Below are 13,981 nucleotides of genomic sequence, written 5' to 3'. Positions count from 1 at the left end.
AAGGGACAGATTCTCCAAACGGAGAATCCTGTCCCAAAATCGTTCTATTTTATATTGCAATAGAACTAACAATCGTGAATTAGAATAATGATTTAATACTTGCTAAAACAGTAAGTACACCTACAATAATAACAAATACGTTACTCATTTTCCCTTTGTATTTAGCTAATACTGGTACTTTTTGAATCGCATACATCGGTAATAGACATAAGATAGCAGCAACTAATGGACCACTTAGAGAATCAATAAGTCCAAGAATACTTGGATTTGTATAAGCAACAAACCAGCATGATAATACAACAAAAGTAAGGACGATTGTCTTAATTGTTTTTTCTTCAATAACTTTTCCACGTGATTTACCGAACTTAATAATCATGTCACGCATTACTTCAAATGCTCCGATATAATGGCCAAGGAAAGACTTTGTAATAGCCACAAAAGCAATGATTGGAGCTGCAATCGTGATTACAGGTGAATTAAGCTCATTAGCAAGATATGAAAGAATTGATAAGTTTTGCTCTTTTGCCATTTTTAAATCCTCTGGAGTCAAGCTTAATGTACTACTCCAAACGAAGAACATAACTACAGCGAATGTCATGATATAACAAACTTTTTGTATTTGCGCACATTTAGCATCAGTAGCATCTATGCCATACGTAGCTCTCTGCTTCACAACAAATGATGAAATCATAGGTGAATGATTAAATGAGAATACGATGATTGGTAGAATCAACAATATCGTTCCAAAATACCCTGTTCCTGTTGAAGCAGTAGAAACAGCTGAGAAGCTAAGCATTGACGTATTCCACTGTGGAATTAAAGATATTGCGATAAACAGTAGAGAAGCTATGAAAGGATACACTAGCATACTCATGATTTTTACAGTAATATCTTGACCAAAATTCAATATAGCGATCAGACCAAGAACTAATACAAGTGATAAAATAGCTCTTGGAGGCTCTGGCATGTGCAATTGATGCACGATAAAACTACTTGCAGTATTTGTAAGTGCAACCGAATACATTAGTACGATTGTATAAATTGAACCGAAATATACGATGTTAAAAATGATACTTGCTTTATTTCCGAAATACTCTCTAATTGTACCTGTGATCCCCTCATCAGCTGAATTAGAAGCGTATATCATTTTCGCAAGCGCCCTATGTGAGTAATACATAACTGGATATGCAAGCAATGTAATTAGTAGTAATGATAATAATCCACCTGAACCTGCATTAATCGGTAAAAAGAGCACCCCTGCTCCAATTGCAGTTCCAAATAGGCTCAATGCCCATGTAGTATCCTGCTTATGCCACTTTTTCGGATCTGCATATTGCTCATTTTTTAGTGCGGTATTTTCAGCTTGAACTTCTATTTTCTTTGCAGTATTCCCGTTCATATAATAGCTCCCCCTTGTATTCTATTCTCGCGTCTCTCTTTATCGCTAACGAACATTTCCTTTTTTCGGAAAATGAATTCCTTACAAGTTGCCCTACATTGTATGTCCTTCATCAAAATGAATCCTAATTGAAACACTCGCTAGTTAGCGTCCTAATATAATTGTTAGCGTTCACAAAATTGTTTACTCGTAATATCCGCTCTTTATATAAAGACCGCTTAAGAGAACAATATAGAATAGACTTCATATAATACGTTGCAACATTTTTAATAACAGTGTATTACTTTAATGGTTTCTCTTTTTTACTTTTAACAGTAATTTTAGCTAAACCAGCCTCTCATCATTTGTGAGGCATTTCTTTCTCAATTCTATACATCACTTTAATAGCTTCGGCAGCATTTATGGTATTGATTACACAAGCCACTGAAGCACTTTACATACATTTCGCCTCTAACCACACACCCTTCTTACTAATAATCGCATTTTTTATATTTTCTCCAGAGATAATAAAATTTCTCTCGACGCCCTCATTATAACGTGTATATTTATAAAATTAATATTTTTATATTTTCAGAAATATTAATTGGATATAATTTTACATGGATAATATTTTACAGTTAGCACAAAACCCTTGTCCCTATCACTTAAAACAGAATTGATCAGCAAAAAACACAGTAAAATATTGTTTATCTAAGTTACTCATTTTAAAAATACTTATATATTTCTTTACCGAAAAATTTTATTTTGATTTAAAAAAGATATTCTAGTAAATAATTAATGTGGTTAAAAAGAAATATCTCTTCAAATGTATAAACCGATTTTCAGGATATACATTACAGATATTGCATTCATATACATTTTTAACTTGATCGGTAACGAGAGAACCGCTAACATTTTTGCTAAACAAAAAAGTAAAATAAGCTGCCCATATGGACAGCTTATTTGTATCATTATTAGGAGTGGACAAACAAATCACTTCAATGTCATCTTAATTTTAGTTTTTTCAACTCTTCTTCAGGGATATTTCTATGTTTGTATTGAATGGATTTTATTTCATTTCCTTTTAGATGATATTATTGATTATTACACGATTCAACCTATTCAAAACGAATAATATAATTTTTAAAATCCCTCATTAACTAGCTCTCTTATCGAGTTTAATTTTGCAGAAAGCTCAATAAACCATTCTTCATCCCCTGTTAATAATGCAAGATCTATAAGATAAAGGATTTGCTCCTTATTTATTACCTTTGATTCAGGGAGTTTGTTAACGTGTTTACTAAAGAGTAAAATCGCTTCGTTCATTGTGTACTTGTCGTCACGTTTCACAATGCTAACTGTAACTACATCCTCCACTTCATCAAGTGCTACAATGTAACCAACTATGAATTCACCCTCATTTGATATTCCACGAACCCAATCTCCCACTTTTAAAACATGATTATTATTTGACACCATACCTTTTCACCTTCTTATAAGTATTTTTTGTAACGTTAAAAACTAACTGTAACTGTAATCATTTTCATTACAGTTGTTTTTGAAGAACTCACGGCTACATAATAATTAGGCCGCTTAACGTTCTTGATTAATAAGGTCAACAACTTCTTTCATTGTATAATTCTTTAAATATTCACCTAGATGTTCTTCCGCACCTAAGAAAATAGCAAAAAGAACTTTCCGCATATTCGAACCTACAATACACTGATCATTTGATTCTGGACACTTCGGTTGCAATGCACCTTCAGAGGTTATTTGATAAATATTCCAAAGATTAATTTCACCTAAATCACGGGCAAAAATAAAACCTCCACCCGTTCCCTCTTTTGATTGTATAAACTTATGTTTTTTTAACAAACTTAGCACTTTGCGAATGCGTACGGGATGAACACCTGCACTTTCTGAAATAGCATTACTTGTTGACATCCGATCTGACTGTAAAGCTAAATAAGTTAAACTGTGAATGGCCAAGGTAAAGTCGCTGTTCATTATTGTCCTCCTACGATAAAAAATATGATTTCTCGCTTAGTAACATACTGTAGCCATAAATATTACAGATAGGTTAGTCAAACGTTAAAATATATAAGAAGCATGCTTAGCATGAAAAAATAAATCCCTTTATATTCTATCAGAACTCCCCTATATCTCCTAACTTCATTTAACTTTTTAAGTTGCAAATAAATTTAAACAGTCCACTGTTTCTTAACTTGTTCTTCTGCCAATTGTTTAATTTTTGTCCAAATCGTATCTTTACTCACAATAACATTTGTGTGATAGTTTCTATCTTTATAATTAACCGTAACACATACTTCAATCACTTTTATTTCCTCCTTTCAAAATATTACTTATTAATTAGCCATTTTTTGCAATTCCATATTCAAAAATGTTCGAACGCTACGCGGTAAAAATTTTCGAATTTCATCCTCGTTAAAACCAACCTGTAATCTTTTTTCGTCCAGCATAATTGGACGACGTAACATTTGAGGATACTCAATTATTAATTTATAAAACTCATTAAGCGAAAGCGCCTCAATATTTATATTTAATTCCTGAAAAGTTTTAGATCTAGTTGAAATAATTTCAGTAGCACCATCTTCAGTTAAACGAAGAATGGATTTAAGTTCATCAACTGTAAGCGAATTTGATACGATATTTTTTTCGGTATAATCAATTTGATGTTCTTCAAGCCATGCTTTTGCTTTTCGGCATGAACTACAGCTTGCTGTCGTATATAAAATCACCATATTTTACACACACCTTTACTTTTTAAAATTATTATATAGATTATTGAAATGTATTAAAAAAAATTACAGTTTAGAATGAAATACACGTTATATTATTTATTCGAGAATATTTAATTTATCTGTTTTTTACAAACGATGGCAACTCACTTCTAAAAACTATACTGTAATTTTAAACTTTACAGTTCAATTAATCAACTGTTAAGTCTTGGATACATTTCATTAGGGAACAAATCATTTTCTTTTGTACGATTGTCCCATAGTGTTACAGCTAACCACTTCTTTAAAGTACATTTTATCCCACTATTTGAGTGCACCGCCTCAAAATTTGGCAAGAGCAAAAAAGCAAAGCGCGCACACTTTGCTTCTTACAAAATCCCTTTTAACTTTTTACCAATTAACCCCGCTAAATATTCATAACCTTGTCGGCCAAAATGTAAACCGTCTTTTTCATCATCTTCTACAAATCTTTTATAATTCTGTTCTTGAATCATCTCAGCATATAAGTTTAGAAAATAACTTCCTGTTTCCTTCGCCACTTCCTCTACTACGTCTGCATACTGACCAAGTACTTTATTGGTTCTATTATGCTGACGTTCTTCATCAACTGGTGCCGGACTAATAAGTAATACTTTTTCTGGTGAAATCATACTTACAATCTTCTCTAAATTACCTTTGTATACTTGTAATGGCACTGGATCAAATAATACCGAATCATTCGTACCAAGAAAAACTGTTACAAAGTCTGGTTTATAGGATAGTACATCATCTTCAATCCTATGTAACGCATCGAAAGTATTATCACCCGGAACACCCGCATTTACTACCTTCCAATTTAGAAACATCTCTTGCAGACGCGGTGTTAACCTCGGCGTTCCATCAAAAAACATTTCATCAGCTGTAATACTATCACCGAAGCATACTAACGTTTTCATAGAGCTAATTCTCCTTTTACGTACGAAATAATTTTCCTTCTACCGCCTTAACATATCTTTCAGCAGAACGTTCCACTGCCTCATTAGCATTCTCTTTCACTACCCCGTGAAAAGCATTATATAAACGGTTAAATTGCAAAGGCTTCACTCGATTCGCCATTTCCTCCACTTTTCTTGCTGGCAATGGAATTAAGTTCGGATAGCTGTACATGAAACTTACCCACTGCTGATCCGCTACGACTTGAATAATATCACCTGTTAATAAAATACCTTTCCCGTCATTTCCTTGTTCCCAATGTAATACAGAACCGCCGCTAAAATGTCCTCCGAGACGATGAATAGTAATTCCGTCCGCTAATTGTAAAGACTCGCCAGACCAGTAAATAATACGACTACTCGGGCGTACTACCCACTCTTTATCGTCTTCATGTATATAAATTGGTACATCAAACGTTTCTGCCCATTCTACTTGCGTTGAATAATAATGAGGATGAGACAGTGCAATCGCATCTAACCCGCCCCACTCTTTTACCTTCTCAATTGTCGTTTCATCTAAATAAGTAATACAATCCCATAATAAACGATAGGAATCCGTCTTTACGACAAATGCCGTTTGACCAATCGCAAGTTTCGGTTTTGTCGTAATGCTATAAAGTCCATGCTCTTCTTCTATCATTTCATTTTTATATGTGTCACTCGTTCGCAAGTTTTCTAAAGTCGTCCAAGACTGCCCTTTCGGATTCACATATTGTCTCTCCTCATCACAAATAACACAACTTACCGGTTCATCCACACTTGCTGCATACTGTACGCCGCACGTTGTACAAACGAAATTTTTCATCATAATTCCCCCTATCCCTATATTTTTATCCCGCATTAATGGGCAGTAAGACCCCCATCTCAACATTCAGCAAAAGCAAAGAAGTTAGGTGGGGCATCAACTGCCCATAAAAGCCCGATTGGTGAGGGCTGATAATCAGTGGGGGATGAAGAATCCCCACTGATTAAAGTTTCACTTTATTAAGCTGTTTTTTGTTGATAGTGATCTACTTTTTTATTTTCGATTAATAAACCTATTAGAGTCAGTAAATAGACAGCTGTAACTGACAATGGAACTACAGTAAATCCATTGTCTGCAAAAAGAATCCCGCAAACTGACGTTACGAATACAGTCCCTACTGACAATAAACCATAACTTTTACTTTCATAAATCCATACGTACGGTACAAAATGAACACCTATTAACATCGCTACTACGAAAGGTAACCACTCTGGAAATTGAAAATAGGAAAGTAATACAAACGGAATATTTAATACATTTATCCCGCCAATTAATCCAGCTAAAGTCCCTAGCGGATTTCCTTTCACAAACATATCAATTTTCAATATAGCAGCAATCATTAAGCCGAAAGGAAACACACAACCCATACCAATTAAATACACCCACACAACTTGCTTTTCAGAAAGAAGAATACCCGTTACACTCGCTACAATCCAAAATAAAATACCAGCTATTATAACAGGAACTCCCTTCTTCGTTTTTTGTGCTAAATCTATTTTTGCTTCTGCTATGTTCATTTCATTATCTCCCCCCAACTATTTGTACTATAAAGCCGGATTGATTTCGTCCATCCAATAACGCCAAGCTACTAAATAATCTTCTAAATCTTTCGGGTGGTGCCTCAAACATGTATCTATACGCAAATATAATCCTATGACTATTTCCTCGTACAAATCTCGTTCTTGTTTATGAAATACACATTGTTTCATCACATAATCAATCGTTTCTTTCGTTATATCTTCCGGAGTTGAACAGAACGCGTAAATTAAGTCATATAAAGGATCTCCAAGCACTGGTAACGGATCAATTACTCCATGTAACCTATTTTCTCGAAATATAAAATTATGAAATCCGAAATCACCATGTAATAAAAAGGGCTGATTTACTCCGGCGTCCCGATTTGCTAGTTTAAGAACTGTTCTATACTCTTTCTCACTTATGTAACGTTTTACATTTTCATAAGCTTCCATCACATTTGTCATTAAAAATTCATTCCAAGATTGAACCGGATTTTCTTTCCAGCCCCAGCCATCTGCCTCTGGAACAATTTTATACTTATTAATAACTTCTTTTACAAGTGTACGAAGCGTACTTCGTTTATATCCTCGTTCGCACGAAGTTCTACCTTCAAGGAAAGAATACACAATATATGTATGTAAAGGTTCCTTATACAAAAGCTTTGAAAATAATGTATTCCCCTCATAAAAAGAAAGAAAATGAGCTTCTTCACGTATTACTTCTGCTTCATTCTGTTTTACAACATATTTTTCGTCCAACAAATATACTGTGCTTGTCGTTCCTCCGTTCAGCACTTTTACGTTATTTGGATCATGTGAAATAACTTTCTCCTTAACGAGTTGTGCCGCAATTATTGAAATGTCCATTCCCTCACCCTTTTAATTCCGAAGATTCCCTCAATTCAAAAGACAACTTTACTATTATTTGACAAACAAATAAGAAACCCCTTCCAAAATCTTAATATAACAAAAATTCATTTACTTTTATATTTCAAAAATAGGGAAATACTAACAACAACGTTACATACATATAGGAGGACAATATGAAACCTGAATTTTTAAAAGCGGTACATGATGCCATTGGAAATGTCGAACACATTCATATAGAAGAAAGCGGTGCTGACAGCTTACTTATCCATCATGATGATGCACAGCAATTACAACAAGTCGCTAAAACGTTAGAAAACAACAATTTCCGCTCTGCTTTAAGAACAACTGGAGATGCTTCGTATATTGAAGTATTGAACAGATAATGAAAGTCCGGATGTATTCTGGGCTTTCTTTTTTATCCAATTGTACTTATGTGTAGCAAACCCTTTCATATTCTCCAGGAAAATCCAAATAGTTATTGAATACTTATAAAATCATACTTTACCATTTCAATTCCCCCACACCCGGCTCAATAAACTTCCCTGAAACATCCTCATTTGAATCGATTACCCAATCATATATATTTTGTGCTCCTTCAGCCGGAGTCATATTCGCATCAAAGGCACCAATGTCAGTCTTTAATTTTCCAGGATGAATTGCCGTTACACGAATTCCTTTACTTTCAAACTCTTGTTGTAAGCAGAGTGTTAACATATTTTGCGCTGCTTTAGCAATTCGATAGGAATAGGAGAACTGGCCTTGTGGAAATTCTTTGTTCGCCATTTTATATAATGATCCTAAGCGAGAGGACACATTTATTATTCTCGGATGATCCGATTTCTCTAAAGATACATATGTACCTTTTACAGCTCGAATTACACCTAAACAATGAATATTAAATAAGTCCGTTAACTCTTCTGAATTCGTACGTAAAACCTCAGTCTCCTTTCCAGTAATGCCAGCGTTATTTATAACTAGATCCAAATACTCTGTATATTCTTCGAGCTGGTTCTTAATTTGCTCCGTACTCTCATCAATCGATAAGTCTGCCAATATAGGAAAACATCTACAACTAAACATTTGCTTCAATTGCGTTACCGCAGCCTCAGTTCTAACTAACGGATAAACGACATGCCCATTTTCATGAAATATTTTGACTAGCTGTAACCCTAATCCGCGATTTCCACCTGTAATTAAAACTCTCATATATCCATCTCCTTATTTTTAAAATAAATAAGAAAATCCATCCACTTACCATTCTCTAAAGAAAACGCCTTTCTCTTACATTCAAAGGAAAAACCTGCTCGTTCCGCAAGGCGAACGGATGGCTCATTATCAACATGTATATGTAATTCAATTCTTTGAAAATGAAGACTACTAAAAAATAATGATAACGCAGCTTTCACACTTTCAATACCATATCCATTTTTCCAGTATTGATTATGTATGGAATACCCCATCATCGCCCATTGATAATCCATACGTAAAATTTTTATTAGCTCTAGCTTTCCAATATTAGCTCCGTCTTCTTTACGAAAAATACCTAATACATACATCTCATCTCGATGTGCTGCTTCATCAAAACCTCTTATCCATTCCGTGAACCATTCTTTCGTTGAAGACGACATGTCATGATAGCCATCATCGTATTTATACTGAGCTGGTAACCGCATTTGGAATCCATCTAGCCAACTTTTATAATCTTCTTTTTGAAACGGACGGATACTAAGTCTCTCTGTCTCTACTTGTAATAGCGGCAGCTTCATTTATATCTCTTCCTTTAATTATTGATTGAATATTCTTTATTATCTTACACAAAATACAAAATCTAGTAAATTATTATGTTTTTGATAAACAGATCCCTGTTAAACTACAATGTCAATTTTTGAGACATACAAAAAGGAAACCCCGTTCTGAAGGGTTTCCTTTTTCCATTACACTACCAACTGTTATCTATGATTTAAAACGGTATATTCTGTCTTTAATATTCCATAAACATCAACATCTTCATATGTATTTAATAAAAGTCTATTCTGTCTCAATGTGCCTTCTTTACGCAAACCCGACTTTTCTAACACCTTAATCGATGATCTGTTTCTGGAAATAGCAGATGCCCAAATTTTGTTTAGACCTAATTCAATAAAGCCAAAATGAATCATTCTATTTACTGCCTCGGTTGCAAAACCCTTGCCCCAATAATTCTTACCAATCCAATAACCAAGCTCACCTCTATTGTTACCTTTGTCAATTCTTAGTGTAATTGTACCTACAATTTCTCTTGATTCTTTAGAAATAATTCCTAAAGGATATTCGATTCCTTGCCTTATAAGTTCTGGTTGCATATCAACCCAATCTTGCGCGAACTCCAATTTATATGGGTGTGGAAGCCCAAGAATATTGGCTAATTCCTTGTCATTAGCTAATTCTTTAATTCTATATACATCATCATTGGTAAAAGGTTCTATACATAAATGCTCCGATTCTAATTTTATAGCCACGTTTTCTCCCCCTTGTACTGAAATTAATTAACTTCCTTTATTTTCAATATTACACTAAAAATAAACAAAAAGTTTCAAATATTAACAATACCTACTAACAGAATCGTAAACAAAAAATCCAGTCACGCTCACTGCATAACTGGATTTCTCATTATCTAATCACTTATTATTTTACAAGTACGTCTTCCCTTAATTCCCTCTTCAGTACTTTCCCTAAAGCATTTTTCGGTAATTCTTCCATAAATACAACTTCTGGTATTTTATAACTCGCTAATTTCCCATTACAATGCTGTATAATTTTTTCTTCCGTTAAAGGCGTTTGCATATCTTTTACAATATACGCTGTCGGAATTTCTCCCCAAAAGTCATCTGGAACTCCAACTACTGCAACTTCTAAAACACCATGTAGTTCATGAATGACATCTTCTACTTGATCTGGATATACGTTATCACCACCGCGTATGATAACGTCTTTATATCTTCCCATAATATGCAGGAATCCGTCATCATCTATCATGCCAGCATCGCCCATGTTAAACCAATTATCTTTTACTACCTTCTTTGTCGCCTTTTCATTATTCCAATATCCTTTAAACATGTATGGACTTCTTACATGAATCTCTCCGACTTCATTTGTTGTTAGTTCCTCACCTGTTTCTGGATGGACAATTTTCAGCTCTACATGTTTCAAAGTTTTCCCTACAGAAGACATCTTTTCTTTTCCCATCATTGGATGCCATGAAGTGACAACCCAACCTTCTGTACTCCCATAGCCTTGCACCATATATATTCCTTTTTCCATATATTTTTGAATAAGTGTTTCTGGCACTTTTGTACCACCACTTTGCGCTACTTTAAAAGTTGAAATATTACGTTCTTTTTTATTTAGCTCATCAAGCATGTAGCTATACACAGCTGGGAACGCAAGCATCGTCGTAATTTTCTCTTCTTCAATCTTATCCCAAATAAGAGTAGGATTCGAATCAGCTAAGAAAATCATCGTAACGCCATGATAAATGCAATTTAAAATAGAAAGCACGCCACTCATATGGAACAATGGATGCACGGATAAAAAGCGTTCACCTGCTGGAATTTCTCTTTGGCCCGCAATTTCAGCAAAATAATGATGTAAGTTTTTATGTCCAATGACACATGCCTTCGCCTGTCCAGTCGTTCCTGAAGTAAATAAGTAAATCGCATCATCATCTTCATGAACTTCTACATTCGGCTCTGTAATTGACTGTTTTTGTAATGTTACTTCAAATGAACCAAAGCCTTCTTTTGTCGTTTTAATTACATAAGGAATTTCTTTAACAGCATCAATCTTTAAAGCTTCATGGAACTCTTCATCAATAACTAACACTTTTAATTTTGCTTCTTTTACAATCGTTTCTAATTCATACGCAGTAAGCTGATGATTTAGTGGAATACACACAGCTCCAATTTTTAAACTTGCCATCATAACACTTGGAAATGGATGATTATTTTTGCATAGTATTCCAATACGATCTCCCCTTTGTACACCGCTTTGTAATAAATAGTGTGCAAGCTGATTCACTCGTTCATTATACTGTTGAAACGAATACCTTTTCTTTCCGCCTACAAGCGCTTCCAAATTTGGTGACTGCATTGCTCTTTTTTGTAATAATTTTTGCATCGTTCTCAAGTAAAACTCCCCTTTATATATGTTAGGTTTTTTATTTTATCAGATTAACTATTAATTTACTAAAGATTACACTTAGTGAATATAAAGTGAAACTTTAATCAGTGGGGGTTTTCTTCATCCCCCACTGATTATTAGTTGAACCAATCGGACTTTTATGGGCAGTTGATCCCCCTCCTAACTTCTTTGCTTTCGCTGAATTTTGAGGTGGGGGTCTTACTGCCCGTTAAAGCGGGATAAAATTAATAAAATAGCCATCTACTTAACAAGTAAATGGCTATTCCCTCTTATATATTAGAATACTGCTTATTCATCACATATCGTACATACTCCGGTGCGCTTTTATCAATCTCTTCATCACTTAATTTATATTCAGCACCGTATAAATAAAACGAAGGTATAAATTTCATGTCTGTATATAAGCACGTAGCTTGAAATGGTTTCGTCAACTCACCCATCGTAATTCCGCTATTTTCATAGTCTTTTTCTAATCCACCTATAGAAATAGCTAGACCAAACTCTTTCCCCTTCACTTTATCTCCTTTTGATCCATAAGCAAATCCATATGTTAGTACATCGTCAAACCATTTTTTTAATAATGGTGGTGAGCTGTACCAGTATAGCGGAAATTGAAATATATATCGGTCGTGTTCTACTAACAGCTTTTGCTCTTCTTCCACATTAAACTCCCAATTCGGTGCCACTTTATACAATTCATGCACCGTAATCTCATCCGAATGTTTCTCAAGTTCTTCAATCCATCTTTTATTAATTTTTGATTTTTCAATATCAGGGTGTGCTACAATTACAAGTGTTCTCATCATTTCCCATCCCCTTTTCAAATTATTCAATCCTTTACGTATTAGTATGAGTGAGTCACATATAATTGAAAAGTACGTACTTTAAAGTGCTATAGGAACCTTAAAGTACCTGTGGAGGTGTTATATGAATCAAAATGAAGACTGCCCAATTGCAACGACACTCGATGTTATCGGTGGAAAATGGAAAGTTCATATTTTATGTGTTTTGATGGATGGAAAAATGCGAACAAATGAAATCCGGCGAGAAATTCCAAACATTACACAAAAAGTTCTGACACAACAACTTCGGCAACTTGAAGCTGACAGGATTATCCATCGTACTGTATATCAAGAAGTACCACCAAAGGTTGAATACACAATAAGCGAATACGGGAAATCTTTAATGCAAATTATGGATGAACTATGTGAATGGGGAAAAGATCATCAAATGAAAAGATTACATGACTAAAAAAACGTACCCATTTCTTTACATACTAATGGGAACGGCACATCACTATCAAGCTAACAAAAAGACCTTAATAAGAAAACTTTCATTTTTATAGTCCATTTATAATTTAGCTTGATAGTGATACGGCAAGACCCAAATAAAGAAATACATTAGACCAATAGAAAAACAACAAATACGACTAACGTTACTAAAAAAATTATAGTTATTGAAGTGCTTTCTTTTGAAGTCTAAACAGTCACCCTTTAAGCCAAGCTTAATAAGATCGCTTTTGTACGATTATCCGTTACTTCATAATAAATTTCTAACCCTTTCCGAGTACCTGTAACAACTTTAGTAGCTTTTAGTTTTGATAAATGTTGACTAATTGTGCTTTGAGGCATTTGTAACATTTCATACATTGTCGTTACGTTAATAGGACCTTTTGCAAGCATTATTTTTACTAATGATAAACGGACCGGATGCGCCAACACCTTTAATACTTCAGTGATTTCTTCATACATTTCTTTCATATTTTTTCTCCCCTTTTATATAAAGTGAAACTTTAATCAGTGGGGGTTTTCTTCATCCCCCACTGATTATTAGTTGAACCAATCGGGCTTTTATGGGCAGTTGATCCCCCGCCTAACTTCTTTGCTTTCGCTGAATTTTGAGGCGGGGGTCTTACTGCCCATTAAAGCGGGATAACTTTTAATGATATCCATATATATAATTCGAAAGGATATACGATTTTATGTCCGTCATTTTAAAAAAATATTAAAAAGTCCCTTCAGATGGAGAGAATCCCCCTATTCTATAGATGTTTCTTTCACTCGATATTATGTGGTAGGGGCCTTCCTTACTGAGACCCTCTACCATTGTTCCCTTGCTGGGGCCCATTATTCCCTTGCGATTCTCTTCCGTTGTCCCCTTGACCATTTCCGTTATTCCCTTGCGATTCTCTTCCGTTGTTTCCTTGACCATTTCCGTTATTCCCTTGTGATTCTCTTCCGTTGTTTCCTTGACCATTTCCGTTATTCCCTTGTGATTCTCTT

The 13,981-nt window shown here is 34.5% G+C and carries 17 protein-coding genes and 1 pseudogene; 2 read left to right on the top strand and 16 right to left on the bottom strand.

Annotated elements, in window-relative coordinates:
• Window positions 1-79: 79 nt before the first annotated feature.
• From MR113_RS18290 to MR113_RS18250, 9 genes are all read right to left on the bottom strand, one after another.
• Window positions 80-1,399, bottom strand: coding sequence for an aromatic amino acid transport family protein (locus MR113_RS18290; protein ID WP_073515717.1), 1,320 nt, complete (start codon window positions 1,397-1,399; stop codon window positions 80-82).
• Window positions 1,400-2,521: 1,122 nt separating this feature from the next.
• On the bottom strand, window positions 2,522-2,857 hold the full coding sequence (locus MR113_RS18285) for an IDEAL domain-containing protein (RefSeq protein ID WP_242256005.1): 336 nt from the start codon (window positions 2,855-2,857) through the stop codon (window positions 2,522-2,524).
• A gap of 114 nt (window positions 2,858-2,971) precedes the next feature.
• A complete protein-coding gene (gene saiR, locus MR113_RS18280; protein WP_242256003.1) occupies window positions 2,972-3,385 on the bottom strand; it encodes an Rrf2-family transcriptional regulator SaiR in 414 nt (137 codons plus the stop codon).
• Between the two features lie 194 nt (window positions 3,386-3,579).
• Window positions 3,580-3,714, bottom strand: coding sequence for a BA3454 family stress response protein (locus MR113_RS18275; protein ID WP_000573513.1), 135 nt, complete (start codon window positions 3,712-3,714; stop codon window positions 3,580-3,582).
• A gap of 30 nt (window positions 3,715-3,744) precedes the next feature.
• A complete protein-coding gene (gene spxA, locus MR113_RS18270) occupies window positions 3,745-4,140 on the bottom strand; it encodes a transcriptional regulator SpxA (RefSeq protein ID WP_000236195.1) in 396 nt (131 codons plus the stop codon).
• Between the two features lie 365 nt (window positions 4,141-4,505).
• Window positions 4,506-5,072: an SGNH/GDSL hydrolase family protein gene (locus MR113_RS18265; RefSeq protein ID WP_242256001.1), complete on the bottom strand. Its 567-nt coding sequence runs from the start codon at window positions 5,070-5,072 to the stop codon at window positions 4,506-4,508.
• 16 nt (window positions 5,073-5,088) lie between these two features.
• Entirely contained in the window at window positions 5,089-5,913 is an 825-nt protein-coding gene (locus MR113_RS18260) for an MBL fold metallo-hydrolase (protein WP_242255999.1), read from the bottom strand.
• 179 nt (window positions 5,914-6,092) lie between these two features.
• Window positions 6,093-6,650 (bottom strand): DUF7010 family protein, encoded by a 558-nt coding sequence (locus MR113_RS18255; protein ID WP_242255997.1) that lies wholly within the window; start codon window positions 6,648-6,650, stop codon window positions 6,093-6,095.
• 27 nt (window positions 6,651-6,677) lie between these two features.
• Window positions 6,678-7,517: a phosphotransferase family protein gene (locus MR113_RS18250; RefSeq protein ID WP_242255996.1), complete on the bottom strand. Its 840-nt coding sequence runs from the start codon at window positions 7,515-7,517 to the stop codon at window positions 6,678-6,680.
• A 176-nt stretch (window positions 7,518-7,693) separates the two neighbouring features.
• Here MR113_RS18250 and MR113_RS18245 point away from each other — a divergent pair, with 176 nt between their 5' ends.
• Window positions 7,694-7,903: a hypothetical protein gene (locus MR113_RS18245; RefSeq protein ID WP_000801653.1), complete on the top strand. Its 210-nt coding sequence runs from the start codon at window positions 7,694-7,696 to the stop codon at window positions 7,901-7,903.
• 118 nt (window positions 7,904-8,021) lie between these two features.
• On the opposite strand, the gene MR113_RS18240 is transcribed toward MR113_RS18245, so the two are convergent.
• From MR113_RS18240 to MR113_RS18220, 5 genes are all read right to left on the bottom strand, one after another.
• Window positions 8,022-8,726, bottom strand: coding sequence for an SDR family NAD(P)-dependent oxidoreductase (locus MR113_RS18240; protein ID WP_242255994.1), 705 nt, complete (start codon window positions 8,724-8,726; stop codon window positions 8,022-8,024).
• Window positions 8,723-9,286: a GNAT family N-acetyltransferase gene (locus MR113_RS18235; RefSeq protein WP_242255992.1), complete on the bottom strand. Its 564-nt coding sequence runs from the start codon at window positions 9,284-9,286 to the stop codon at window positions 8,723-8,725. Before MR113_RS18235 ends, MR113_RS18240 begins: the two co-directional genes overlap by 4 nt.
• A 183-nt stretch (window positions 9,287-9,469) precedes the next feature.
• Window positions 9,470-10,018, bottom strand: a complete 549-nt coding sequence (locus MR113_RS18230; protein ID WP_242255990.1) for a GNAT family N-acetyltransferase — start codon at window positions 10,016-10,018, stop codon at window positions 9,470-9,472.
• A gap of 166 nt (window positions 10,019-10,184) precedes the next feature.
• Window positions 10,185-11,675 (bottom strand): class I adenylate-forming enzyme family protein, encoded by a 1,491-nt coding sequence (locus tag MR113_RS18225; RefSeq protein WP_242256045.1) that lies wholly within the window; start codon window positions 11,673-11,675, stop codon window positions 10,185-10,187.
• Window positions 11,676-11,968: 293 nt separating this feature from the next.
• Window positions 11,969-12,502, bottom strand: a complete 534-nt coding sequence (locus MR113_RS18220) for an NAD(P)H-dependent oxidoreductase (protein ID WP_242256043.1) — start codon at window positions 12,500-12,502, stop codon at window positions 11,969-11,971.
• A 124-nt stretch (window positions 12,503-12,626) separates the two neighbouring features.
• On the opposite strand from MR113_RS18220, the gene MR113_RS18215 reads away from it, so the two are divergent.
• Window positions 12,627-12,950 (top strand): winged helix-turn-helix transcriptional regulator, encoded by a 324-nt coding sequence (locus MR113_RS18215; RefSeq protein ID WP_001072997.1) that lies wholly within the window; start codon window positions 12,627-12,629, stop codon window positions 12,948-12,950.
• Window positions 12,951-13,192: 242 nt separating this feature from the next.
• Here MR113_RS18215 and MR113_RS18210 read toward each other — a convergent pair whose 3' ends face one another.
• On the bottom strand, window positions 13,193-13,459 hold the full coding sequence (locus tag MR113_RS18210) for an ArsR/SmtB family transcription factor (RefSeq protein ID WP_071736354.1): 267 nt from the start codon (window positions 13,457-13,459) through the stop codon (window positions 13,193-13,195).
• A gap of 326 nt (window positions 13,460-13,785) precedes the next feature.
• Window positions 13,786-13,981 (bottom strand): annotated as a pseudogene (locus tag MR113_RS18205) (hypothetical protein); the annotation flags it as partial.

Origin of the sequence: Bacillus cereus group sp. BfR-BA-01379, from assembly GCF_022663605.1 — a bacterium.
Lineage (GTDB): Bacteria > Bacillota > Bacilli > Bacillales > Bacillaceae_G > Bacillus_A > Bacillus_A mobilis.
The sequence above is the reverse complement of the archived record's forward strand: the minus strand, read 5'-3'. Positions and strand labels throughout refer to the sequence as shown.

Excerpts from the sequence above, each read along its gene's own strand:
- MR113_RS18215 (WP_001072997.1), top strand. The coding sequence starts at position 12,627 with ATGAATCAAAATGAAGACTGCCCAATTGCAACGACACTCGATGTTATC.
- MR113_RS18265 (WP_242256001.1), bottom strand. The coding sequence starts at position 5,072 with ATGAAAACGTTAGTATGCTTCGGTGATAGTATTACAGCTGATGAAATG.
- MR113_RS18290 (WP_073515717.1), bottom strand. The coding sequence starts at position 1,399 with ATGAACGGGAATACTGCAAAGAAAATAGAAGTTCAAGCTGAAAATACC.
- MR113_RS18220 (WP_242256043.1), bottom strand. The coding sequence starts at position 12,502 with ATGAGAACACTTGTAATTGTAGCACACCCTGATATTGAAAAATCAAAA.
- MR113_RS18285 (WP_242256005.1), bottom strand. The coding sequence starts at position 2,857 with ATGGTGTCAAATAATAATCATGTTTTAAAAGTGGGAGATTGGGTTCGT.
- MR113_RS18225 (WP_242256045.1), bottom strand. The coding sequence starts at position 11,675 with ATGCAAAAATTATTACAAAAAAGAGCAATGCAGTCACCAAATTTGGAA.
- MR113_RS18235 (WP_242255992.1), bottom strand. The coding sequence starts at position 9,286 with ATGAAGCTGCCGCTATTACAAGTAGAGACAGAGAGACTTAGTATCCGT.
- MR113_RS18210 (WP_071736354.1), bottom strand. The coding sequence starts at position 13,459 with ATGAAAGAAATGTATGAAGAAATCACTGAAGTATTAAAGGTGTTGGCG.
- MR113_RS18240 (WP_242255994.1), bottom strand. The coding sequence starts at position 8,726 with ATGAGAGTTTTAATTACAGGTGGAAATCGCGGATTAGGGTTACAGCTA.
- MR113_RS18250 (WP_242255996.1), bottom strand. The coding sequence starts at position 7,517 with ATGGACATTTCAATAATTGCGGCACAACTCGTTAAGGAGAAAGTTATT.
- MR113_RS18260 (WP_242255999.1), bottom strand. The coding sequence starts at position 5,913 with ATGAAAAATTTCGTTTGTACAACGTGCGGCGTACAGTATGCAGCAAGT.
- spxA (WP_000236195.1), bottom strand. The coding sequence starts at position 4,140 with ATGGTGATTTTATATACGACAGCAAGCTGTAGTTCATGCCGAAAAGCA.
- MR113_RS18245 (WP_000801653.1), top strand. The coding sequence starts at position 7,694 with ATGAAACCTGAATTTTTAAAAGCGGTACATGATGCCATTGGAAATGTC.
- MR113_RS18255 (WP_242255997.1), bottom strand. The coding sequence starts at position 6,650 with ATGAACATAGCAGAAGCAAAAATAGATTTAGCACAAAAAACGAAGAAG.
- saiR (WP_242256003.1), bottom strand. The coding sequence starts at position 3,385 with ATGAACAGCGACTTTACCTTGGCCATTCACAGTTTAACTTATTTAGCT.